Source organism: Amycolatopsis sp. BJA-103, from assembly GCF_002849735.1.
Classification (GTDB): Bacteria; Actinomycetota; Actinomycetes; order Mycobacteriales; family Pseudonocardiaceae; genus Amycolatopsis.
In genome coordinates, this window is the sequence record NZ_CP017780.1 from 2,983,106 (window position 1) to 3,005,714 (window position 22,609).

The window sequence follows — 22,609 nt, forward strand, 5'->3', positions numbered from 1 at the left end:
TCATCGCGTCCGGGTCAGAGCACCTTGCGGATGCTCGGCACCACGGCCGCGAGTCCGGCGGCGTTCGGGTGCAGTGGCGCGAAGCTGTTGTTCACCACCGACGGGATGAGCCCTTCGATCCATTTGACGCCGATCGGCTGACAGGCGTCGTGACCGATGCTCGGCGTCCGGATGTCCACGTACTTCGCGCCGTGCGCGGCGGACTGCTCGGCCATCCGCGCGTTGAGCCGGTCGATGTTGCCCTGGATGTAGTCGGCGTCCTGCGGCAGCACCGGGACGAGCGGCCAGCAGCCGCCGGGTTTGAGCCCGGTCGGGTAGCCGACCATGACGATCGTGGCCCGCGGGGCGCGCTGGCGGATCTGCTCGATGGCCGTGCCGTAGGTCGCGGCGAACGCGTCGATCTTGACGGCGTACTTGTCCACCCCGCCCGCGGTGTTGGCCGCCTTGCACGACGCGCCCACCGGCAGCAGGTTCACGCACGACGTGGCGAGTCCGACCAGCCCGATGTCGTTGCCGCCCATGCCGACCGTCACCAGGGTCGTGTCGGCCGAGAGCGCGTCGAACTGCGGCGGGTTGGTGCCGGAGACGATGCCCTTCTGCGGGTTGGTGAAATGAGCCGTGGTCGACCCACCGCAGGTGACGTCGCGCAGTTCGTCGACCTTGAGCTGCTTCGCCAGCAGCCCCGCGTAGTTGATCGAGGAACGGGCACAGGTGAACAGGTCGGACTGCGGCAGGACCACGGAACCCGCCGAGAACGAGTCGCCCATCGCGACGTACACCTGGCGCTCCGCCGCGGCGAGAGCCGGAGTCCCGATTCCGACGAGGGTGAATGCGGTGCCCGCCACCGCGGCGATCCGAGCGAGTCTTCCCCAGCGAGAACGTGTCACTGCCGCCTCCTGCATGCGTCGTCGAATGCTCCGGTCAGCGTCCGCCGGGAGCGCGTGAACCACTAGAACGGAGGCGCGCGTACTTGATCGGAGTTTTGTAGGTTGCCTCTATGACCATGCCGTCGGGACAGCCCTGGCGACGGCTGGACGCCTCGGTGCTGACCCGGCTGGAGCCCGACACCGCCGCGATCGCGTCCGCCGCGATGGACCAGGTCCGAGCAGGTCTGCGGACCCCGCTGGACGACCGGACGGCCGCGAACCTCCACCTCACCCTCGACGTCGCCCTGGACGCCTTCTTCAGCGAGATCGGCCATCCCGACGTCACCACCGATCGCGAGGTCTACCGCGCGCAGGGCCGGGCTCAGCACACCGCCGGGCGCAGCCTGGAGGAGATGCTCGGCTTCTATCAGTCGGCCGCACTGGGGGTCTGGCGGCAGCTCACCTCGGCGGCGCCCGCCGTCGAGCTGCCGACCCAGGCGATCGTCGAACTCGGCGAGGCGCTTTTCGCCTTCATCGCCGAGCTTTCGGCCGCGGCCGCCGACGGGTACGCCGAAGCGCGGTCACAGGCGGCGCGGGCCGGGCAAGCGCGGCGGGACCGGCTCCTCGGCCTCCTGCTCACCGAACCGGCGGCCACCCGGGAGGTGCTCGACGACGCCGCGAGCCAGGCCGCGTGGGTACTGCCCGGCCGTCTCGTCATCGCCGTCACCTGCGCCGATGCCGCACCGCAGCTGCTGGACCGGATGCCGGGGCGGGTGCTGATCGGCCGCCACCACGACCTCACGGCCGTGGTCATGCCCGCCGACCGGATCGAGTGGTACCTCGGCCGGCTACGGGACCTGCTCGGCCACGACCAGGCCGGGGTCGGACCGGTGGTGCCGCTTCACTCGGCCGCGCTCAGTGCCCGCCGGGCGAGCGCGCTGTGGCGGCTGACCCGCACCGGGGCCCTCGGCGACAGCGCTCTCGTCCACACCACGGACCACCGCATCGACCTGCTCCTGACCACCGATCCCGAACTCGCCGCCGAGTTCTCGAAGGACGTCCTCGCGCCGCTGGCGGGGTTGCCGGAACCGGCGAGGCAACGGTTGACCGCGACTCTCGCGGCGTGGCTCGCGCGGCCGGACCAGCCTCAGGCGATCGGCGTCGAACTGCACGTCCACGTGCAGACCGTCCGATACCGGATCCGGCAGTTACGGACGCTCTTCGGCGGCACGATCGACGATCCGGCCGGGCGGTTCGCCTTGGCCATCGCGCTGAGGATCGATCCGCTGGTATCGAGGGAACCTACAAAGCACTCAGAGCGGGACGTCCATCCGCTGCGTCCCGACGACCGATAGCAGCCGCAACGCGTTCTCCGACGGGCTTCCGGGATCGGCGGTGTAGATCACCACCTGCTGGTCCCGGTCGCTGATGTCGAGCACGTCGCAGTTCACGCTGACCGGGCCGACCGCCGGATGCCGGAACGTCTTGCACAGGGTGGGCGCGGCGGAGACGTCGTGCGCGGCCCACAGCCGGGCGAATTCCTCACTGCCTTCGAGGAGTTCGCTGATCAGGCCGGTGATCTCGGGGTCGTCGGGGTAGCGGGCAGCGGTGGCTCGCAGGTTCCGGACTGCGCTCGCGGAGAACTCCTCCACATCGGACACCCCGTACATCCGGCGTTCCGGCGATCCGAGGAACGCGCGCCGGACGAGGTTGCGGTCGCGACGCGGCAGGGCGGAGAAGTCCTCCATCAAGGCCGCGGCGAGGTCGTTCCAGGCGAGCACCTCGTAGGTCGCGGACAGCACGATCGCCGCGGCCTGCGGAAGCCGTTGCAACAACGCGAGAATGCTCGGCCGGACTTCCCGGGAGGGACCGGGCGGCGGTCCCGGCGGGGCACCGGCGAGATGGTGCAGGTGATCGCGTTCCGCGTCCGACAACCGCAGCGCCCTGCTCAGCCCCGCCAGCACCTCACGCGAAGGCCGGGGACCGCGGGCCTGCTCCAGCCGCGTGTAGTACTCGGTCGAGATGAACGCCAGCTGCGCCACCTCCTCGCGGCGCAGCCCAGGGGTCCGGCGCCTCGGCCCGGCGGGCAGCCCCACGTCGGCGGGGGTGATCCGCTCGCGCCTGCTGCGCAGGAAGTCCGCCAGTTGTCGTCTGTCCACCCCTCCAGTGTGGACGATGGCGGCGCGCCAGCCAGGTACCGCCGATGCCTGGATAGGCACCGGACGCGGGTGAAGTCTCGGTGCCATGACCACCACAACGACTGTTTCGGGCCTGCTGGACGGCAAAGTCGCCTTCATCACCGGCGCCGGCCGCGGCATCGGTGCCGCCGCCGCGCGGCTGTTCGCCAGGGAAGGCGCCCGCGTCGTGCTCGCCGCGCGCACCGAGACCCAGCTGAAGACCATCGCCGAGGAGATCCGCGCGGCGGGTGGCATCGCGGACCACGTGGTGTGCGACCTCGGCGACGCAGCGAGCATCCGCACGGCCGTCGGCCGTGCCGTCGAGCTGCACGGCAGGCTCGACGTCGCCTTCAACAACGCCGCGACGAACGTGCCTCCCGGGCCGATGGATCAGGTGACCGAGGCCGATCTCGACCACATCTACGCGGTGAACCTCAAGGGCCCGTGGCTGTCGATGGTCGCCGAGATCGAGGCGATCCGCGCCACCGCGGGGACCGGGGCCATCGTCAACAACACCAGTGTCGGCAGCCTGAGGGCCAATCCGGAACTCCCCGCGTACGGTGCGATGAAACGAGGCGTCAACAGCCTCACCGCGTCCGCCGCCGTCACCTACGGCCCGGAGGGGATCCGCGTCAACGCCGTCGCTCCCGGCACGACGATGACCGAGATGTTCGGCGAATGGGTCGAGGCCTCGCCGGGCATCCTGGACCGGCTCAACGCCCAGACCCCGCTGGGACGTGTGGCCGAGCCGGAGGAGATCGCCCAGGCCGCCGCGTGGCTGCTGAGCGACCGCGCGTCCTACGTGACAGGCACGGTCCTGCGAGTGGACGGCGGCATGGTGAGCTAACCCGGCCCGCCGCCGTGGCTGCTCTCGCGGGCGGCCGCGGCGGCGTTCTTCAAGTCGGCGAAGGCGATCGCCTGGCCGGCGGCGCCCCAGTTTCCTTCGGGCACGTCACGGATCAGGGTCCAGACGTGCAAGGCCTGCGCGCTGTTCGGGTCCAGGCCCGCGGCCGTGACGACAGCGGTGTGCACGTCGGCGATGAGACCGGCTTTACGACGCTGCGACAACGCACCTTCGGGAACGGTGATGTCGACGCGGAACCGGGGTTCCCCGCCGCCGCGCCCGCCGACAGCGAGCCGTGCGGGGTCGATCTCGTTCAGGTACACCCAGGTGATCTCGCGGAAGAATTCCGTGTCCGGCGCACCTTCCCAGCGCAGCAGGATCGTCGCGAGTTCGTCGAGCAGGGCCGGCGTCTTCGCCTCGGGAATCGACCCCGTCACCGCGGTCACTTCGATCATGGGCATGCTGACTACCTCCTGGTACCGGTCGGGATGGTGCTCTTGCGCTGGTGCTCCGGCCCGCCTGCCGCGATGAGCGGATCCCAGTCGCCGGGGAGCGCGGGCAGTGAAGCCTTGTCGGCGAGCACGGCGCCCGCCCTGAGCTGCTTGGCGAGGTCGCGGCCGAGCACGGCACCGGCCGCGCCGACACCCGAAGCCATGGCTCCCTCGACGCCCGGCCCCCAGGAGTTGCTGGCACCCGCCAGGAACAGGCCCTTCACCGGCGTCCGGACGCCGGGGCGCAGCGGGCCGAACTGCTGCCACGACAGGTCGATGCCGTACGCGACGCCGTCGCTGGAGAGGGTGTACCGCTCCTGGGTGATCGGTGACCCGGCCTCGACGTGCACGATGTGCTCACGGAACTCGGGGATGACCGCGGCGGCCCGGTCGAGCATCGCTTCGGTGAACTGCTCCTTGCGTTCGGTGTAGCCGGGACGCCGCCGGTACTTGCCGCCGGAATAGGGCCCCTCGTCGACGCCCCAGAACCCGTAGTCCGCCGGTGCGGCCGACATGATCTCCAGGTTGGTGTAGCCGGGCGGGGCGATCCGCTCGTTGTCCGGGTCCTTGATCGACTGGACGGACACGAACCCCGGAGTCCGCGCGAGCAGGTCGGCGATCTGCGGCTCGGACAGCTCCCCCGCCCGTCCGGCCAGTTCGAAGAGTTCCTTGGACGGCTCGGTGACCGGGCAGCTGAAGTAGTTGGTGTTGGGCATCCGCCCGCGCAGGTCGACGTCGAGCGCGACGTAGACGTTGAACAGCGGGATCGACATCCGGTAGCCGTCGGTGCGGCGGACCAGCCGCGACGGCAGTTTGTCCGGGCCGACCAGTTCGAGCAGCGTGCGCTTGATGTCGGCGTTGGAGACCACCACGTCGGCCGGGATCAGTTCTCCCGAAGTGAGCTCCACCCCGGTGACCCGGCCGTGCTCGACGAGGATGCGGCGAACCCGCGCCCTGGTCCGCACCTCACCACCGTGCACGGTCACCACATCGGCCAGATGCGCGGCCAGCACCTGGCCGCCGCCCTCCGGGAAGTAGCCACCGTCACGGATGTAGTTGTGCAGGAAGACCGCGTGCACCATCGTCGCCGCGCGATGCGGCGGAGACAGATAGGACGCCTGGCTGGACAACACGGCGCGGGCGGCGACGCTCAGCTTGCAGGCGTCGAGCAGGCGGTCGAGCGGCTGCATCGCCCACACCGCCGCCGTCCCGGCACGGAGCGCGAATTTGCCCATCTCGAGATGCGACCCCGGCGTGGTCAGCCGATCGGTCGACTCACCGAGACGCCGCAGGACACCCACGAACTTGCGCAGTCCATCGGCGTCACCGGGCAGCGCCTCGATCAGGTTGGCGAGGTAGCGGTCCCAGCCGCGCGGCACCTTCACGGTCACGTCCGGGAAGACGATCGTGTCGAATCCGTCGGGGTCCATGGGGAGGAACCGGACTCGCTCGTCGAGACCGACGCCACGCAGGATCGCCGGGATCGTCCCCTCGGGACCGCAATCCCCCAGGTAGTGCACCCCGACCTCGAACTCGAACTGCTTCCGGCGGAACACGTGAGTGCAGCCGCCCAGCACGTCACCGGCCTCGAGCACGAGTGTTCGCTTTCCGCCGGCGGCCAGATACGCGGCCGAGGTCAGCCCGCCCATCCCGCTGCCGATGACGACCGCATCCCAGCGTTTCATCGCCACTCCCATCGCTCGTCTCTTACCTACTTTCCAGTAACTATGGACTCTGACATAGTATTGAGTCAAGGGACGGCATGAAGAGGCGGAGACAAGGGCGATGGGCCGCAGAGCAGGGCAAACCCGGGAACGCATGCTTCTCAGCGCGGTCGCGCTGCTGCGAGAGCGGGGCGCCGCGGGGATCAGCATCGACGCCGTACTCGCCCGCAGCGAAGCCCCGAGAGGGTCGGTGTACCACCACTTCCCCGGCGGGCGGAACGAAATGATCATCGACGCGGTGCGGCTGGCAGGCGACTACATCACCGCACTCATCGACGAGGCGGCCGAGAGCGGCGACGCCCGCGTCGCACTACGGCGATTCGCGGAGATCTGGCGGATCTCCTTGATCGAGAGCGACTATCAGGCGGGTTGCCCGATCGTGGCTCTGGCCGTCGACAGCGGCGACGAGGTCCCCGGCGCCGAGAACACGGTGCGCGAGATCTTCGCGGGCTGGCAGGAGAAGATCCGCGAGCTGCTGATCGCCAACGGCACCGCCGAAGACGACGCCCGGCGCCTGTCGACACTGGCCGTCGCCACGATCGAAGGCGCGGTGATCCTCTGCCGCGCGCACCGCAGCGCGGCCCCGCTCGACGACGCCATCGCCGCGATCATGCCCCTGTTCCCCGAGACGGCTCCCTAGTTCTGACCCGCCTGAGGGTCAGGGACGCTTCGCGAGCGCGTAGGCGAGTGCTGGGTCGAACTCGCCGGCACGGCTGGTTGGAGCCTCGCCGCACGGCCCGTCAGAGATGCCCGGGGTGGTGAGCCAGAGCAGTTGCAGCTTGTCGCGTTCTGGCCTCAGCACCTGGTTTTGTCCCACTCGGGCGCCGACCGGATTGCAGTCCCCCGAGGTGGGTGCCCCATTGCGACCGCTGTCGGCCACCATGAGGTAGTCGCTCCGGCCCGTAATCGCCTGCAGGTGTTCCCGGACGCCATTCGCTGACGCGGACGCGGTGACCTCATCGGCATAGCCACGGACGTTGACCGCGAACCCGTCCACGTCTCGCCCCGCGGACGCTATCCACTCGGCGGCCGCAACCGCCGAGGTCGCGTCAGAGACATCGAGAAGAAGGATGGTCCGAGAGAGCGCGCCGAGGGTTTTCGCGGCCGCGAGGGAGAGTTGCTCTCGTGACTCGGTGGCAGAACACCCCTTGGCGACCCGGATCACCACCAAGGCGGAGGCCTCCCCGATACCGGCCGCGATCTCGTCCGACCATGCACGGTGGCCTGTCTCGCACGCTTCCGGCCGATCCAGGTCGACCATGAAGATCGGCATCGTGTTGGTGGCGACGGCTCGCCCGACAGCCTGCTTCACCCGGTCTGGCGCACGGATGGTCTGGGCGGCTGGACGTGAGGCGATCTGGCTGCCAACGGACTCGGCCTCGGGCCCGGCCGGTGCCGAACGTACCCACGCCGCGGCCGGATTGTCCCCGTCCACGTAGAAGCCACTCGTCGAGCCGAGCAGGGGTATCGGTTCTCCGACGCCGCGCGGGTCGATCGCATATCCGTCCGGATCGCAGCCCCCCAGAAGGGCGAGCAGGACGACGAGGGCCAACTCGCGAGCGCGGTTGCGGCACCTGCCGGCGTTGTCCTTCTTCTTCATGGCCAACCAACTCATCGGATCGGACATTTCTCGGCCCGTACACCACCGAAAGCCGCAAAAATAGACCTCCTCTATCGCTTACGCGCGTCGCGAAACTAGTTGCGCGTCTTCGGGACGCGATACTGAATCCAGTGTTATGCACGGTGATAATGCCCCTTATGACTGAGCATCCCGGATGGACGGCCTGCTGGGCTCGATCGACCGCTGCGCGCGCTCGAAAGTGGGCGCGAAAAGTGGGCACGTCGATCGCGAGAATCGGAAAACGCCGGGGTGATGACACCCGGACGACGGATTTCGGCGCTCAGCGGCGATCTGAGAGCGTTTTGCCTGGTCAAACGACGTGGTTCTGGACATCATCGACCGTTCATGCACGGCTGGCGACGACTACTCCTGACTCTTGCAGCATCGCGCCTGGTCGGGCTGCGTTTTCGGGCGCGCTTGTGCTGATCGAGTCGTGGGCCTTCGCCCAGTAGGGCGTCGCTTGTGGCGGTGTCGTATCAGGTTCTGCCGGTGCGAATAACTTGCCGACGACGCGGCTGAGTGAGTCTTCCCGCCCGGGGCGTGCACGGGCGAGAGCCGACCGACTACTCCCCTGCGTTGAAGGCGCTCAGACCCGGTTGTGGTGGATAAGTCTCACTATCCACCACAGTTTCCTGAGTGAGCTGCCGAGACCTTCGGCGAGCGCCTGGGTGACGGCAGCCTGAACGAAGATGGAGGCGAACGCGTTGCCCAAGGCTCGCGGGGATCGGTCACAGCCTCGGGTTGCACTGCCGAGATTAGCGAGCCTCGGCGTCGATCAGCTCGCCGCGGCTGGGGCTCTGACGCTTCTGCCTGGGCGGCGCCCGCTCCGCCGAAGTATGTGCTCGCAGGGCCGAGATCGGGTCCCTGTTCTGTTGTCGTGACAGATCTTTCTGCGCGGTTCGTCGCTGCAGCATCAGGACCGCGACAGCCGATCCGTGTGCTCCTCAGACATCGCCGAGATAACTTGACGGCCGCATCTAACCTGTGGCCCGACCGACCCGGTGTGTCGCTGCTTTTATTCGGTGGGCACGCTTCGTGTGCCATCCGGGATATCTGCGGCAGACTTTCCTTTGGCGAGCCTGGATGACGGAAGTGGGTGATGTTCGGGTTGATGTGCTCGGCGAACCAGTCGATCAGGTGGTCGTCGGATCCTGTGGGGCCGTGGTGGCGGCTGTTGCCGGCATACGAAAGGCCAGTCGCCGAGGGAGCATCGCGGCTGCGACGATGGAGCATACGAATCCGCACGCCTGCTGTAGCGGCGATGGCACGACCTGCGCACGGATTGGGCAGCGAGCCGTTCCGGCGTCACCATCCCCAGCGACACCGACCTCGACATGCTCATAACCCAACTACGCACAGCGACTACCTGACTTTGGCTGCCTGATCGTGTCGAGCACAGGGGTTCTCGACCACGACCGGCAGGCCGCGCGCGAGCCCCAGCACGACCCGAAGGCGCTCGCGGCCGCGCTCGTCGCGACGCAGCCGCCTGGTCAAAGCTGCTCGTCCAGGGGCAACGAGTGAGCTAATGCTGAGCTGATCAATTCAGGAACCCGTCGATTGTCGCGTAGCCGGGCCGCTGTCGCTCCGCCCTACTAGCCTCGCTTCATGAGTGACCTCGAGCCTGACTCCGAGGAAATCAACCATTCATCGCAGCCAGGCCGGGCCCGCACCACCGGCGTGCGGGCCTGATCGGAGGATCCCGATGCCGGTGAACATGTCGAGGCAGAGATGGCGTCCCGGCTCCCAGCGCGCCGATCGGCTACGAGTCGTTCGAGGACAAGCTCGACCTCGTGGCCGAGGCGCGGACGGTATTGATTCTGGTCGCCGGCGACCGACGGCCCCAACTGCGCCCCGACCTGACCACCGTGCCCATCGAGGGCATCGACCCCGGTCCGAATCGTCCTGGCAACCTGGATCACCGACGCCTCCACCGGCCTGCCCTGCCTGCGCGAACCCTGGACCGGCCCGGCCGCCCCTTGCCTCTGCTGCGGTCACGCCAGCTCGGCGGACCCGGCATGACGCCGCCGACCCCGGCCCCGGCGGGCGCCGCGTCCGACACGGAATGCGGGTGCACACCGGCGATACCCGTCGATGCCGACGCGGTGATCTTCGACTTCGACGGCACCCTCGCCGACACCACGGCACGCTACGAGCACGCGCTGCGGGCCGCGCTGAGCGCCTTCGGGGTCGAGCTCGACCCCGCCTGGTATCGCCGCCACCTCGGGCTGTCCATCCACGACCTGCTCGCCCAGCACCCCGGCACCGCAGGCCCGCCGCACGAGGAGATCATCCGCCTCTCCCGCGATCGGTTGCTGGCCACCGTACACACGCTCACACCGAACCCCTGTGTTCTGACACTGCTGCGCGCGGCCCGCCAGGCAGGTCTCCGGTGCGCCGTCGCCTCCGGTGCCGTCCGGGTCCTTCTCGAACCCGGGATCGCCGCGCTCGGCCTCACCCACGAGGTTCCGGTCGTCGTCGCCCGCGACGATGTCGCCCGCGGCAAGCCTGCCCCCGATCTGTTCCTCACCGCCGCGCTGAAGCTCGGTGTCCCGCCGCGGCGGTGCCTGGCCGTCGACGACGCCCCCGACGGCATCGCCGCCGCCCGCGCGGCCGGGATGCCGGTCGTCGCGGTCCGCGACGGCCACCTGCCCCCGCCCGACACCAGCCCTGTCCCCGCCCGGCCACGACAGCAGGGAGCCTGATGCCCGTCCTGCACTCGACCAAGGACCTGCGGATCGTCCGGCCACCCACGCCGGAGGAGACCGGGGTCGGGATCTTCGACTACACCGACCACTACACGGTCTTCCACTACGGCCGGATGCCCGACACCATTCCCGGCAAAGGGGAGGCGACCTGCCGCATGGCCGCCGCCACCTTCGCGATGCTGCGGAACGCCGGGGTGCGCACGCACTTCCGCCGTTTCCTGCCACCGAACCGGATCGAGTTCGACCTCGCCCGCGTCCCCGACACCACCGGCGGGCCACCGGCCGCAGAACTCCGCCAACGCGTCATGAACCCCGGCATGCCCGTACAGCACGGGTTCGCCGCACAGGCCGCGCAGCTCGAACCCCTCCTGGTCGCTCACGACCTCGCTCATGCCTTTCGACGCGCTTTCCAGCACGTCGAGCTCCACATGAAAACCCGGACCATCCACCCCCCGTGTTCCCTCCCTTGATGCCACCGACCGCAGTGAGTGGGCGCTTGCCAACCCTTGGTGCTAGTTCACGGATTGCCGCAACCACATGTGGGTTACGAATTCCGGAGATGCCACCCTTGACAGCACCGGAAACCGATGCTCGTCATAGGGATCGAGCATCACTGCGATCCCTTCCGGCACTAATTCAATAAAATCCTCGCCCGTCGTGGACAAGTAGTCACATTCCCCCGCATGCAGGGCGAGTCGTCCTAGCGACGAGAACACCAGCGTCCACCTCCCCATCGCGCCCAATTCGGCCACCAACAGCGCGGGCCGCGGGGGCCGCCGGGCGAACACCGTGGCGCGCCGAGCTGCCCGAGCCCACCGGCACCGACTTCCACGGTCCTGGTTCCGCCGCCTGGAACATCGCCGGACCGCTCGACGTCCTCTGGCTCCCGGCCCACGGCGACGTTCCCCCGCGCATCGGCATCGGCTGCGAACCGACCATGCTCGCCCTCAACACCCGCCACGCCCGCGAACTCGCCCTCGCGCTGCTCGCCGCCTGCGACCGCGAAGAACACCTGTGACGACCTACCCGGCCTCCGGACGCTCGGCAGCCCGCAGCCAGCGAACCGCCTCGTCCACTGTGGCCGCGTCGAACGCCGGCAACGGCACAGACCACACGTCCGTGCTCCACGCAAGCAACATCCACTCCAGGCGACGCCGCCGAGCCTGCCGCTCCCGAATCCCGTCCATGCCGCGCGACCTCCCCACCACCTGACGTCGCACCGCCCGGACGCCCCGTTACGCCGTCGCCGACACCGTGACCGGCCACAAAGGCCGATGACCCAGGAGACTCACCATGCTCGACCTCCACCGCTGCTACCGCGGGGCACGATGCGCCCACCGCGAACCCGATCCCGACCACCCGACCATCAAGCGCGGCGCACCGATCAACGCGGCCGAAAGACTCTGCGACGCCTGCACACGCCACCTGCGCCAAGCCATCGTGGACATGCCGCAGGACTACCTCGACCTCGAAGCCGTCCTCGGCGGAACCCGTGACGGTCTCCGGCAGCTCGTCAGCGGAACCCGCGACCTGCCCGTGCCCCTGTCGCTGACCATCGCTGCCGTCCAGGCCGAGCTTGTGCACGAAGCGCAGTGCTGGGCTGAGTCCACCGCCGACGTCCTCGGTGTCTGGTGGGACACCCAGGCCGCCCGCGACAGCCGTCCCGGCGCGGTACTCGAGCGAGCCGCCCACCTGCTGGAGAACGCCGTCAGCGTCCTGCTGGCCCTGCGCGGCGTCGTCCACACAGGCTGGACCGACCGCGAATGGACCACCCTCGACCGGGACGGCCTCGACAGCGCGGACGTCCTGCTCGACCTCCACCACCGCGTCGAAGCCGTCACCGGCCAACGGCGACTCATCAACCGCCTCCCAGCCCCGTGCCCCCGCTGCGACCGTGTCGCCCTCCAGCGCCCTGACGGGGCCGCCACCAACACCTGTGCCGCCTGCGGAGACGCCTTCACCTGGGACGAATACCAGCGGCTGTGCACCCTGGTCGCCGATCGGCAGGAGGTGCTGGTTTGAACACCACCTGCAGGAGCCACACCTGCGCCGTAGGCTGTACCGATGCAATCGTCACAGGTACCTATATGGGTACCCATCCTCGTTGGACTTATAGGGATAGCGGGAATCATCCTCGGTCAACTAATTAACGCCTGGCAGGAAACTCGAAAGCTGGCCATAGAAGAAAAGGTCAAAGACAGATCACATTGGCGAGACCAGCGACTCAGTCTATATGTTGAGGCGCTCAGATATGGTGATCGCGCCATTAAATTCTTAGTTCGAACACAGTTGGCTTCCGAAGGGGGCTACAAAAAGGGTTTGATCGACGATTACCGTGTCGAATTAAATGAAATAATCGAAAGAGTCGACTACTGCGAGCCCAGATTCTCCCTTCTGACGACTAGTAAGATTCAAGACTTTTACGCTGATTTCATCAGAAAGATAGGCCTTGCATATAAAGCCTGCACCTCCCTGAAGGCCAATTCTGGATACAGCGAAGCTCTAGCGAAATCCATACGTGACACCGTTTCCTCGTTTGATCAGCTGACCGTTGAAATGAGAAAAGATTTAGGAGTTGGCCCCCGCGATGACGAATGAGGCGACTACGGTTCGACCAGATAAGTTTTCCAGCGAACTACCGGTTTTGTGATGATTCAGGTCAACGAATGGCCCTGGCCCGGCGATAGTCCACTCGACCGGGCACGCCGCATCGCCCGCACCTACCGGGAAGCACTCATGATCGCCGCCCCCGACACCTGCGCCGGACTCGACGCCCGATGCCGCGACCTCGGACAACCTGGGTAGTCCCGAAACCGCTCACATTCGGTCCCGACGACCTTCTCAGCGCCGAGGAGGTCGCGGAGATGTGCGACGTGCAGATCAGCACCGTCCGGCAATGGCGCCGCCGAGGACTGGCCACACAGCACACCGTCGACAGCCTCCGGTACCGCGTCGCCGACGTGCTCGACTACCACGCCGGACGACGCCGCCGCCGCGCCAACACGGCCGTAAACCCTGTTATGACAAGGGATCCGTGACCGGCCCCAGTGGCGCGACGGCCCGCGACTGCACTACTCTGCACAGCAAGCACCCGTATGCCCAGCGAACAGGGGCTCGTCAGGAGCCTCTGTTCGCTGGGCGCAGAGCGGACTATCCGGCGTTAATATTTCGCGACGTTGGTCAGGCTACTTTTTTCGAAGGATTTCCCAGTACTTGTGGGGACTACAGTGTCGCGCCGTGCTGTCGCGACGGGACGAGGTGCATACAGTAATGCTCGTGTTCAATAGCGCCGTTTTGGCGTAGTTGAGTCCTCGCAACTTGATCGGCGCAGGCTTACTTTCGTTCCCGCGACGACAGCTCTTGAGCCAGTTGCCCTCGACTGTCTGACCACTGCCCGACACGGACGGCGGAAAACTGACGCTACTGCCCGTTAAGAAACCCCAGGTAATCTTTACCCAAATGCAGTCGACGGGCCGGTCGGCCACTACGGAACCGTGGTACTCACCACGAGTCATCCGCGAGCTCCAGACGCACGATAATACCGAAACATTGCAAGTGTTTCCGGAGTACCACTTGACCTTTCCATCGGCATGCGTAACGCCATCGTCAGAATAAAAGTTGAAGTTGTTATAGCCGTCATAGTCGTAGCTGCTTGCCATTGCTGGCACACTTAACGACGCGGTCATTCCGACCACAAGAAGGCTAGCTGCAATTGATCTGCATAGAAAACCAGTCAGCCTGGCCACAGTTAGTTCCTCCGCAAGATTCGGAGCTGCTTATCCAAGTTTCGGAGCTGCATGTCCGAGGAGCTTAGATTTGATCATCTTTCGAACTTGACGTTAACATGACATCGCCAATTACCATACCGAACCGGCCTGGCCAATGTAAGGGGTCGACGAGGCATGACGACTCGACGAGTTTGCCGAAGTCGCAGGATGACGACTGCCCTCATGTCGCCGACCTGCTGATCTTCTTCTCAAAGGTCGCCAGGAAGTCGATTCAAAATTAAATAGGTTAGCCCAAATCTTCATGATCGATAAGTGCAATGCTGTCACTGTAGAGTGATTTCGCTGGATAACCTTGCGGTTTCGCGGATAGGTCAGTAAGTGAAACAAATCTCCCCAAGTCTATAAAGCAGACTCAGCAAGCACCCGAATCGATCGCCGGACGCGGCCCCGTTCGAGCCCGCGTACACGGGCGTGCAGCCCCTGCCACGCCGACCAACGCAAACCACAGTGGACGAACGCGCGGGGGTGTCCATGCCCCTGCTCCGCCAGAACGCGCGCCTCCGCAAGCAAGACATCTGGAACTGGAGCCTGCCCGCCTGGGCTGGACGCTTCGCAGACGGCCGCACCTACAACGCCTGCCCCAGCGCCGGCATATGCGCCAAAACCTGCTACGCCCGCTCCACGCGGAATTGCATCGAACGAAAGACATGTGCGACGTTCCTGCTGCACCGTCGCGGCTTCGACTGACTCTACTACAACGTCAGTTCGGTGCTCCTACCTGCACGTTTGCTTTCGACCTTTCATCTGATGCAAGATTCTTCCAGCAGATGGAAGGAGGCACGGTGGCCGCTCGCGGCGATCCGCTGCCCGGCTCGGCACGGTTGGAGCTGGCCGACGACGTCCTGTTGCTGCGCCCTGAGGACGCCGTACTGACAGCGATGCTGGCCGGTTGGGAGAAGCAACAGCGCAGCGGACGACGGCTTCAGCAAGACACTGTCGACAGTCGCAGGAGTGTCATTCGCCGGTTTACCGCGTACACCAACGAGTATCCCTGGCACTGGACCGCCGTTCACATGAACGAGTGGACGGCGGAACTGGTGATGAAGCAGGAGTTGGCGGAGTCGACGCTGCGCAACTACCAGGGCGCGATCCGCATGTTCTGCGACTACATCACCTCGCCACATTATGGCTGGGTCAGCGAATGCGAAGCCCGATTCGGCACGCATCCGGTGCAGATCGTGCACGAATGGAACAGCGCCGCCCACTTGGTGGATTACGAGGGCGGCCCGGGTCGCAGGCCGCTGACTCGTGAGGAGTGTCAGGCCCTGTTCGACTACGCTGACGACCAGGTTGAGAGGGCTGTGCAGCTCGGCCGCAAGGGCGCATTGAGCGCCTATCGTGACGCCACGGTCTTGAAAGTCAATATGGATGGGGACTACGCGTCACGGAGGCCAGCAAGCTGGACCGTGTTGACTGGTACCGCAATCCGAAGGCTCCGGAGCTTGGTAAGTTCGGCATGCTCAACGTGCGCTGGGGCAAAGCGGTCCAGAGGATCGCCGCCGAAGCGGCGCATGGTGGCATCCACCATGCCGTGGGCCGTGGAGGCCGTCGAGGACTACCTGATCAACGTCTGAACTCGGTTCGGCCTGTCGGATCATCCGGCGATGTGGGTGACCGAGCGCGGTGGCCGGCTGAGGTCACGCGAGATCGAGGAGCGCTTCGCGGTCTACCGCGACGTACTGGGCATGGACTCGGATCTGGTACCGCATTGCCTGCGACACAGCCACGTCACGCATCTGATCGAGGACGGTGCCGACCCGAAGTTCGTCCAGGAACAGGTCGGGCACCGGTTCGCCAGCACAACAGCGATCTACACCGGAGTGTCCGGAGACTTCATGAACACGATGCTGCGTCGACACCTGGACCGTGGACTTTCTACCGACTGAAGGAGGAGCGGCGTGACCGCCAAGCTCGACTACACCTGGAACCTGCGGGAGATCATGGCTGCCCGTGGCATGTTCAGCACCACCGACATCCGGCCACACCTGGTCGAACGCGGCATCACCTTGTCCTCGACCCAGATCTGGCGCCTGGTCACGGAGAAGCCCGAGCGGTTGAGCCTGAAGGTTCTGGTCGCGTTGATGGACATCTTGGACTGCCGCATGGACGACCTGATCGTGCCGATCGCCGCCGTCTCACGCCGCGCCAAAGCGGTTGGCGACAACTCCTCCCCTGACTCGGGACCGCACAGCGGACTCGGTGGTATACGGCCCAAGCGAGCGAGGATCACCGACTCATGACGCGCCCGGTAACCAGTCCTGAGCACCTCGTCGCCGCGATCGTCGCGAGGCTGAACCCCGCGGTCGACCAGGACGAGGTAGCGGCGCTGGTCCAGAAAATGATTCCCTACCAACGGAACCGGAACAAGGTGGCCAGTCAGCTTGCCGAAAGACCGGACCTGCTCACCGGCGCCGGAGCGCACGGCTCAGCGACCGTCGTCGCGCTCATCGCCGAGCTATGTGCGCGCGACCTGGCCGGCGTCGTCGCTCCGGCCTGCCCGTACTGCGACCGCGTCGTCCGTCTGTCTCACAGCCGGGACGGCTTGCGCTGCTGCAAGAGCTGCTGGAACAAAGCCCACACCAAGCCCTGCGCTCACTGCGGCAAGGCTGCCACCATGGTTCGACGCACCGACAACGGCGAGTCGCTGTGCGGCGGATGCGCCCGAGCCGAACTGTCACTGCACGAAGAGTGCAGCGGCTGCAGCCAGTTCACTCTGCCTGCCCGCCGCGACGGCAGCACCGTACTCTGCAAAAATTGCGCACAGCCACCGACCGCGATCTGTTCGTTGTGCAAGCAATCCAAGCCATGCTTGCAAGCCGACACCGCCTCACCACGGTGCAAGAACTGCTCCGACAAGCTTCGCGCCACGCCCTGCTCGGACTGCGGCCGGAAACGTGTGGTCAGTCGTCGCACCAGCAACGGCAAGCCACTGTGCAAAGAATGTGGGTCAATGGGCACCTGCACCGGATGCCAACGCGTTCGTCCGCTACGCATCCGCACCGATGTCGGCGGCCTCTGCCAAACCTGCTACAAGCACGGCCCCGCGGCCCAGCACGTCTGCGAGCGCTGCGGTGCCATCGGATCGCAGCACCGGACCGGAATCTGCATTGCCTGCGCTTGGCCCGAAGAATCCGTAATCTCCTCACCGGCCCCGACGGCACCGTCCGTCCCGAGATCCAGGCCGTCGAGGGTGCCCTGGCCGCCACCGACGCCGCGACCGGCCTCAACTGGGTAGCCCGAACTCGCACACAGAGGATGCTTTCCGCTCTGGCAGCCGCATCCGGTCCCGTGACACACGCACAGCTGGACGAATTGACCCCGGCCACCGCGGTGACGCGCCTGCGCACGATCCTTGTCGACGCCGGTGTTCTCCCAACACGCGACGAGCGATTGGCCAGCTTGGAACGCTCCACCGCCCGTCGAATCGGCCGCGTCAAGGGTCCGACCAGTCGCAAGATCCTGCGGAACTTCGCTACCTGGCATCACCTGCGGCGGCTGCGTGCGATCGCTAGCCGCCAGCGGCTGACCCACGACCAGGTCACCTATGCCGTCAACTCCCTTACTGCCGCCGCCAACCTGCTCAACTGGCTGCACGATCGCGGCCGGAGCCTGGCCGCGTGCAATCAAGCCGACATCGACGACTGGCTCACCAACGACTCCTTCTCCCGATCACGCAGTTTTGTGACCTGGGCTGTCAGCCGCGGTCATGCCAGAGGCATCGAGGTTCCCCGGTTCAACAACGAGCCCGTTCGCGAAGTCTTCGCCGACCACGACGAGCGATGGTCCCTGGTTCGACGACTCCTCAACGACAACACCATTGCGACCTCCGACCGCGTCGCGGGACTCCTCGTCTTGCTCTATGGCCAACGAGCCGTGCGGATCACGCAACTGACGACCGAGCATGTGATCATCAATCAGGACAGTGTGGAGCTCCTTCTCGCCAACACGCCGATCTCGCTGCCCCGAACGCTTGGAGGGCTTGTCCTGCAGTTACTCGCCGACCGACGCAGTGCAACCACATCCGATGAAGAACCGTGGTTATATCCTGCAAAACGACTCGGTCAGCCACTTTCTCCAAGCAACCTGCTCGTACGACTCCGCACTCTCGGCATCTCACCTACCTTAGGACGTAACACCGCGCTCATGGAGATGGCAGCCGAGATGCCCGCCGCCGTGATCTCACGAATGCTTGGGATCAGCCTCGACCGCGCCACCCGCTGGACACAAGACGCCGGCAACACTCGACCCGGCTACGCCGCCGAGCTCACTCGTCGCGCAACACTCAAGTAGACTTCAAGTACGTGGCTATACTGTCCCAGTTTTCCTTGATTAGATTACTCCACGAAGGGATATCCAGCGGCGAAATCCAACGACCATAAACAGACTCTGAGATCCCTTCATAGGTTACAAAGGTCATGAATCCCCGAAGACGGGTAGGCAGCGTCCGGCTACTTCGAATCAGATCTATCAGGCTTTGATGCAATTCTCTCTCATTCGTCAGCCACACAGCGTAGTCATACTCGCGATATTTTAAATCATCGTCTTCGAAGGCATAGACACTTGCGTCAGCAGATTTGCTTACATCGAATTCTAGACCAGCCTCACGCAAGCTGTAATTCGAATCAAGCTCTCGCCGCGAACGCAACCCACTGAGGTCGACACCGAAAAGCCCGCATTTCCACCCGAGCTGACCGAAACTCCTTCAATGGCCGGTTCGATCCAGAAACTTCCAGACTCCATACTCGACGCCCCGACAAGCCTAAGACCCCACCCGACGAAGATCCTTCATCCGAGTCTTGAGATTTAGATGCCTCGCTAAGCTCGGCAACTTGCCTGCGAAGAGCTTCCAACAACTCATAGGGAACGGGCTGCCCCATTTGAGCGACTTGATCACCCTTCCACTGCTCCAACACCGAGACAGGAAATTCTTCGGGATGCTGATCGATGAGGTGGTGATGGGAACTACATAGGAGAAGCAGGTTCTCGAAGGCATGCATGCCACTGTATTCTGCGACATGTCGCGGCCCACCAGGTTCCGGCGAGCGAATGTGAGCCACTTCGGCGTTGATCGACAGAATCCGCCCATGAACGAGCACCAGAGGTGCAGAACATTCCGGGAAAGCACAGTGATTCGCACTACCGAAGAGTAACCGCTTGGTAAGCTCACTGACGCCTTTAGGGGGCTTCGCCGAGGACATAACAACATCTTGCACTAACTCGAGCGACTTCGCAGCTACACTGAAACGGCAGACCGAGAGGCCTCCACCCCCGTCGTCGCTGGGGTTGAGGCGGCCAAGCCTGGCTGCTACCAACAGAACCAGCCGCATAGCCGACCACGTCCTTCCGACTCCAGGGGATGCCACGTGCGACACCTAGCCCCGGTGTTTAATGTAACGATGCAACAACCAGAGTCGCGACAGTTGGGTGCAGTGGGCGAAGCCGCCGCGAAGCTTGCTTTTCTGCGTCTTGGATGGGCAGTGATAGATGCGGCGCCCGAACACGACGTTGGCACCGACCTATACCTTGAAGTGCGCGACGACCAATTATCCTACTCCGGCTGGATGATGGGAGCTCAGGTCAAAGCTGGGGCGAGCTGGTTTGACGAGCCACGGCACGACGAGTCGGGCAATATCGTCGGATGGTGGTTCCGAACGGATCAGGAGCACGTCGACTACTGGTTGACGCACACCCTGCCACATCTAGTCATCTTTCACGATGAAAACGCGGATATCTCCTACTGGGTAAATATCACTGCCGACGCAGCAGTATCCACAGGCAAAGGCGTGAAGATCTTCATACCACGAGCAAACACCCTTGATGGCGAGCATCGTAAGGAGCTGTTCGCTGCCGCAAGGGACAGCGGCAAGAACTATGTCCGACGTTCCAGGCGAGATGCAATTCGTCAAGCGGACTATGCACTGGCTGGTGCTATCGACCTTTTGGCAACCAGTACTGAACGGTCTCCATTAGACGTGGACAGGCGAGACTTTAGAATGGCATTCGCCGCAGAATTGCGCGCGTTACGCGGATTGACCGGCAGTCCCAGCATTGCCACATTGTCCAAAAATACGAATCTCGAAATAGTCAAGATCGAGAGATTTCTTTCAGGAGAGCATCTACCGAGCCGCTGGATGGTTGGAGCTCTAGTTCATGCAATGGCTGAGTACGCACGAAAAAGAGGAATCGATATCGCTAGCCATGAAGTTGATGTCGTAAAATGGGAGCGCAAATGGCGCATCACTAAGAACCCTGGCATGCAGAAGATTCTAAAGAACAAGGCTCACTCTAAGGCACGTTAGCACGATAATCAGCATCGAAGCTGTCCACATAGGCCACCCTCAAGAAATACAGAGGCGCGGTCGAACAATTGCGATCTCCGCAGATCAGCGCTGAGACGGTCACACAGGTACGACGACATACCGCGAACAACTTCCCGCGATCGTCCACTGCCGCCGATATGCACGATGGCCACCGACCATGGTTGATTTCAGCAGAGCTGTGTTCGACCAAGAGGGCTGCGGCCTCGTCCCAGCACCGACGCATCCAGCTCCGGTACCCATTCCGCAAGTTTCAATATCGGGGGTTACCAGTAAAACGGCACCTACCGCATCCCCGCCGTCCTTGCCCGGCACGAAGCGAACCTCCGGCACACCCTCGACGACCTCGACGGCTGGAAAGCCGCCATGCTCGCCGAACTCGACCACCCCAAGTTCACCGGCGCCTGGATCCGCATCCACGACTCAGGAGACTTCCACAGCACGGCCTACCTGCTCGCCTGGCTCGACATCGCACGATCCCGGACCGACACCGGTTTCTACTGCTACACAAAAGAAATCGCTCTCTTCCGGCAGCACGTCGAACCCGACCCGTCGCCGAACTTCCGCTGGGTCTACTCCTACGGCGGCACCCAGGACGCCGACCTCGACCCCGAGCGGGACAGGGTCGCCGACGTCTTCGCCGACGAACAGGCCACTCAGGACGCCGGATGGCACTCCCAAGCCGAATCCGACCTGCTCGCCGTCCTCGGTCCCGCGCCCGTCGGCATCCCCGCGAACCGCATCCCGCGCTTCACCCGCCTCCAGAACGGGCGCCGCTGGAGCGACTGGCAAGCCGACACCGCCGCCGAACGCGGCTACGGCCGAGACTGGCAGAAGAACCGCGCCGCCTACCTCCGCGAACATCGACTCTGCGCGCAGTGCCGGCAACCGGCCACAGTGGCCGACCACCACCCCGAAACCCGACGCTCCCTCGTCGCCCGCGGCGTAGCAGACCCGACGCCTGGCACCGACTCCGGCCACTCTGCAAACCGTGCCACGACCGACACACCGCACTCACGAGCCCAGGTGGCTGGCACCAGCGCAACTCCACCTAGTGGCGAACGTTATCTGGTCGCCTCGACGTCTAAATATAACCTTTTTTGATTCTTCTGCGCTCGCGGCGACTAAGAGGCTGTCGATAGCGTTCGGGGATCTCGGTCGACTCACCGAACGGGCCGAATTCACCGAGTTCATCGATCATATCGACATGGTTCGCTTGATGGTTCGGCGACGGAGGAACCTGGGGCGCCTCCTCAAGTCGTGCAGCGTTCCGTTCCTTGGCCGCATTCCTGTACGCCAGCACGCCATCAAAGATGGCGGTCTCAATCTGCTCCGCCACCCAGAATGGTCGCTGCAATCTTGGCATTTTGTAGAGATCGGCAAGCAACTCTTTGCGGCGATCGTCATTCTTCGGGTACAGCAAGATCGTTAGGCGCAGCGCAAACCCAGGCGCGAAACCATAGATTAGAATCGCCGTAAGCAGTAGGCTCGGCGCGCCAGCCAGTTCGATCAGTTCGACCACGGGATACGCCTCAGCCCCAGACGTGCCCAGCCAAACTGGAGTCCCCTCTTCGATTGGTCAAAGATGACGCTCGCTTCGCCCCGGCCCATGTAGCCGATGAACCCGACCTGGTCCGTGCGAATTCCGAACTGGAGGAGCGACCTGTGGTCCTCATCCTCCCAGGCCAGCTCTCCGATCACGCCCACCGGTGCCGCCGTGGCCTCGACCAGCATTCGGTCCAGCAGAGCATCCACCTGGGCCGCGTCAGCCAGGTCGAACGGTTCCCTCTGACCTGGGGTCGTACCAGGCTTTCACCACTGCCACGTCTTGCCTCCCTCGTAACCTTCTCGGCCGCGAGCTTGAGTTCCACGTCCGCGGCGGCCGTCACCGGTCGCATCGTGCACCCCGACTCCTTCAGGATCTCGTCCACCCGCTCTGCGGTCGTCCAGCCCGCTCGTGATGGCCGCAGCGTCTCTGCCAGGCGCCGAACCATTGTCCCTGGGTCTTCACCCCACGGCCGCCGGTCACCGGCGGCGGCAACTCCCGCCGCAACCGCTCGACCAGGTCATCATCGT

21 protein-coding genes and 3 pseudogenes are annotated in these 22,609 nt (G+C 65.0%); 16 read left to right on the top strand and 8 right to left on the bottom strand.

Features of this window, described 5'->3' with window-relative positions; genetic code table 11:
• Positions 1–14: 14 nt before the first annotated feature.
• On the bottom strand, positions 15–845 hold the full coding sequence (locus tag BKN51_RS12850) for an SGNH/GDSL hydrolase family protein (protein WP_101607868.1): 831 nt from the start codon (positions 843–845) through the stop codon (positions 15–17).
• Positions 846–997: 152 nt separating this feature from the next.
• Here BKN51_RS12850 and BKN51_RS12855 point away from each other — a divergent pair, with 152 nt between their 5' ends.
• Entirely contained in the window at positions 998–2,221 is a 1,224-nt protein-coding gene (locus BKN51_RS12855) for a helix-turn-helix domain-containing protein (RefSeq protein WP_101607869.1), read from the top strand.
• Here the strand turns inward: BKN51_RS12855 and BKN51_RS12860 are convergent.
• Complete coding sequence (locus BKN51_RS12860; RefSeq protein WP_101607870.1) at positions 2,180–3,025, bottom strand: helix-turn-helix transcriptional regulator; 846 nt, start codon at positions 3,023–3,025, stop codon at positions 2,180–2,182. The genes BKN51_RS12855 and BKN51_RS12860 overlap by 42 nt on opposite strands.
• 85 nt (positions 3,026–3,110) lie before the next feature.
• Here BKN51_RS12860 and BKN51_RS12865 point away from each other — a divergent pair, with 85 nt between their 5' ends.
• The gene (locus tag BKN51_RS12865) at positions 3,111–3,890 is read left to right on the top strand and encodes an SDR family NAD(P)-dependent oxidoreductase (RefSeq protein ID WP_101607871.1); all 780 of its coding nucleotides are present in this window, start codon (positions 3,111–3,113) and stop codon (positions 3,888–3,890) included.
• Here BKN51_RS12865 and BKN51_RS12870 read toward each other — a convergent pair.
• Both BKN51_RS12870 and BKN51_RS12875 read right to left on the bottom strand, forming a co-directional pair.
• The gene (locus tag BKN51_RS12870) at positions 3,887–4,348 is read right to left on the bottom strand and encodes a tautomerase family protein (RefSeq protein ID WP_101607872.1); all 462 of its coding nucleotides are present in this window, start codon (positions 4,346–4,348) and stop codon (positions 3,887–3,889) included. The two genes, BKN51_RS12865 and BKN51_RS12870, sit on opposite strands and share 4 nt — an antisense overlap.
• A gap of 5 nt (positions 4,349–4,353) precedes the next feature.
• On the bottom strand, positions 4,354–6,063 hold the full coding sequence (locus tag BKN51_RS12875; protein WP_158255769.1) for a phytoene desaturase family protein: 1,710 nt from the start codon (positions 6,061–6,063) through the stop codon (positions 4,354–4,356).
• A 133-nt stretch (positions 6,064–6,196) separates the two neighbouring features.
• Here BKN51_RS12875 and BKN51_RS12880 point away from each other — a divergent pair, with 133 nt between their 5' ends.
• Positions 6,197–6,742, top strand: coding sequence for a TetR/AcrR family transcriptional regulator (locus BKN51_RS12880; RefSeq protein WP_168214324.1), 546 nt, complete (start codon positions 6,197–6,199; stop codon positions 6,740–6,742).
• 18 nt (positions 6,743–6,760) lie between these two features.
• On the opposite strand, the gene BKN51_RS12885 is transcribed toward BKN51_RS12880, so the two are convergent.
• Positions 6,761–7,729, bottom strand: a complete 969-nt coding sequence (locus BKN51_RS12885) for a glycoside hydrolase family 6 protein (RefSeq protein WP_101607874.1) — start codon at positions 7,727–7,729, stop codon at positions 6,761–6,763.
• 1,380 nt (positions 7,730–9,109) lie between these two features.
• Here BKN51_RS12885 and BKN51_RS44665 point away from each other — a divergent pair.
• The 11 genes and pseudogenes from BKN51_RS44665 to BKN51_RS12925 all read left to right on the top strand — a co-directional run bounded on the left by BKN51_RS44665 (position 9,110) and on the right by BKN51_RS12925 (position 18,506).
• Entirely contained in the window at positions 9,110–9,244 is a 135-nt protein-coding gene (locus BKN51_RS44665; protein WP_255414885.1) for a hypothetical protein, read from the top strand.
• 494 nt (positions 9,245–9,738) lie between these two features.
• A complete protein-coding gene (locus BKN51_RS12890; protein ID WP_101613195.1) occupies positions 9,739–10,425 on the top strand; it encodes an HAD family hydrolase in 687 nt (228 codons plus the stop codon).
• Entirely contained in the window at positions 10,425–10,898 is a 474-nt protein-coding gene (locus BKN51_RS43975; protein ID WP_199193012.1) for a phosphoribosylaminoimidazolesuccinocarboxamide synthase, read from the top strand. Before BKN51_RS12890 ends, BKN51_RS43975 begins: the two co-directional genes overlap by 1 nt.
• Positions 10,899–11,721: 823 nt before the next feature.
• Entirely contained in the window at positions 11,722–12,450 is a 729-nt protein-coding gene (locus tag BKN51_RS12905) for a hypothetical protein (RefSeq protein WP_101607876.1), read from the top strand.
• Between the two features lie 42 nt (positions 12,451–12,492).
• On the top strand, positions 12,493–13,026 hold the full coding sequence (locus BKN51_RS43045) for a hypothetical protein (protein ID WP_146044345.1): 534 nt from the start codon (positions 12,493–12,495) through the stop codon (positions 13,024–13,026).
• 266 nt (positions 13,027–13,292) lie between these two features.
• Positions 13,293–13,466 (top strand): hypothetical protein, encoded by a 174-nt coding sequence (locus tag BKN51_RS43050; RefSeq protein WP_158255768.1) that lies wholly within the window; start codon positions 13,293–13,295, stop codon positions 13,464–13,466.
• Between the two features lie 1,221 nt (positions 13,467–14,687).
• A pseudogene (locus BKN51_RS12910) lies at positions 14,688–14,834 on the top strand (GP88 family protein); the annotation flags it as partial.
• A 164-nt stretch (positions 14,835–14,998) separates the two neighbouring features.
• The gene (locus BKN51_RS12915) at positions 14,999–15,790 is read left to right on the top strand and encodes a hypothetical protein (protein ID WP_233223225.1); all 792 of its coding nucleotides are present in this window, start codon (positions 14,999–15,001) and stop codon (positions 15,788–15,790) included.
• A 30-nt stretch (positions 15,791–15,820) separates the two neighbouring features.
• Complete coding sequence (locus tag BKN51_RS44235) at positions 15,821–16,102, top strand: tyrosine-type recombinase/integrase (protein ID WP_233223215.1); 282 nt, start codon at positions 15,821–15,823, stop codon at positions 16,100–16,102.
• Between the two features lie 12 nt (positions 16,103–16,114).
• Positions 16,115–16,456, top strand: a complete 342-nt coding sequence (locus BKN51_RS12920) for a helix-turn-helix domain-containing protein (RefSeq protein WP_101607878.1) — start codon at positions 16,115–16,117, stop codon at positions 16,454–16,456.
• Positions 16,457–17,333: 877 nt separating this feature from the next.
• Positions 17,334–18,506 (top strand): hypothetical protein, encoded by a 1,173-nt coding sequence (locus BKN51_RS12925; protein WP_101607879.1) that lies wholly within the window; start codon positions 17,334–17,336, stop codon positions 18,504–18,506.
• Positions 18,507–18,838: 332 nt separating this feature from the next.
• On the opposite strand, the gene BKN51_RS44920 is transcribed toward BKN51_RS12925, so the two are convergent.
• Positions 18,839–19,543: an HNH endonuclease signature motif containing protein gene (locus BKN51_RS44920; protein ID WP_442857695.1), complete on the bottom strand. Its 705-nt coding sequence runs from the start codon at positions 19,541–19,543 to the stop codon at positions 18,839–18,841.
• Positions 19,544–19,612: 69 nt separating this feature from the next.
• Between BKN51_RS44920 and BKN51_RS12930 the strand changes: the two genes are divergently transcribed.
• Together BKN51_RS12930 and BKN51_RS12935 are read left to right on the top strand one after the other, a co-directional pair.
• Complete coding sequence (locus BKN51_RS12930; protein ID WP_101607880.1) at positions 19,613–20,515, top strand: DUF4365 domain-containing protein; 903 nt, start codon at positions 19,613–19,615, stop codon at positions 20,513–20,515.
• Positions 20,516–20,809: 294 nt separating this feature from the next.
• Positions 20,810–21,358, top strand: a pseudogene (locus BKN51_RS12935) (GP88 family protein); the annotation flags it as partial.
• 259 nt (positions 21,359–21,617) lie between these two features.
• On the opposite strand, the gene BKN51_RS43055 reads toward BKN51_RS12935, so the two are convergent.
• Positions 21,618–22,055 carry a hypothetical protein gene (locus BKN51_RS43055; protein WP_146044344.1) on the bottom strand — a complete coding sequence of 146 codons (438 nt, stop codon included), beginning with the start codon at positions 22,053–22,055 and terminating at the stop codon, positions 21,618–21,620.
• Positions 22,043–22,309 (bottom strand): annotated as a pseudogene (locus BKN51_RS12940) (Imm1 family immunity protein); the annotation flags it as partial. The gene BKN51_RS43055 and the pseudogene BKN51_RS12940, both read right to left, overlap by 13 nt.
• Between the last annotated feature and the right edge of the window lie 300 nt (positions 22,310–22,609).

Coding starts and splice junctions, on each gene's coding strand:
- BKN51_RS43050 (WP_158255768.1), top strand. CDS start 13,293: ATGTGCGACGTGCAGATCAGCACCGTCCGGCAATGGCGCCGCCGAGGA.
- BKN51_RS12905 (WP_101607876.1), top strand. CDS start 11,722: ATGCTCGACCTCCACCGCTGCTACCGCGGGGCACGATGCGCCCACCGC.
- BKN51_RS12865 (WP_101607871.1), top strand. CDS start 3,111: ATGACCACCACAACGACTGTTTCGGGCCTGCTGGACGGCAAAGTCGCC.
- BKN51_RS12885 (WP_101607874.1), bottom strand. CDS start 7,729: ATGTCCGATCCGATGAGTTGGTTGGCCATGAAGAAGAAGGACAACGCC.
- BKN51_RS43045 (WP_146044345.1), top strand. CDS start 12,493: ATGCAATCGTCACAGGTACCTATATGGGTACCCATCCTCGTTGGACTT.
- BKN51_RS43975 (WP_199193012.1), top strand. CDS start 10,425: ATGCCCGTCCTGCACTCGACCAAGGACCTGCGGATCGTCCGGCCACCC.
- BKN51_RS44235 (WP_233223215.1), top strand. CDS start 15,821: ATGTGGGTGACCGAGCGCGGTGGCCGGCTGAGGTCACGCGAGATCGAG.
- BKN51_RS12890 (WP_101613195.1), top strand. CDS start 9,739: ATGACGCCGCCGACCCCGGCCCCGGCGGGCGCCGCGTCCGACACGGAA.
- BKN51_RS12880 (WP_168214324.1), top strand. CDS start 6,197: ATGCTTCTCAGCGCGGTCGCGCTGCTGCGAGAGCGGGGCGCCGCGGGG.
- BKN51_RS12930 (WP_101607880.1), top strand. CDS start 19,613: ATGCAACAACCAGAGTCGCGACAGTTGGGTGCAGTGGGCGAAGCCGCC.
- BKN51_RS12875 (WP_158255769.1), bottom strand. CDS start 6,063: ATGAAACGCTGGGATGCGGTCGTCATCGGCAGCGGGATGGGCGGGCTG.
- BKN51_RS12855 (WP_101607869.1), top strand. CDS start 998: ATGACCATGCCGTCGGGACAGCCCTGGCGACGGCTGGACGCCTCGGTG.
- BKN51_RS44920 (WP_442857695.1), bottom strand. CDS start 19,543: ATGCGGCTGGTTCTGTTGGTAGCAGCCAGGCTTGGCCGCCTCAACCCC.
- BKN51_RS12870 (WP_101607872.1), bottom strand. CDS start 4,348: ATGCCCATGATCGAAGTGACCGCGGTGACGGGGTCGATTCCCGAGGCG.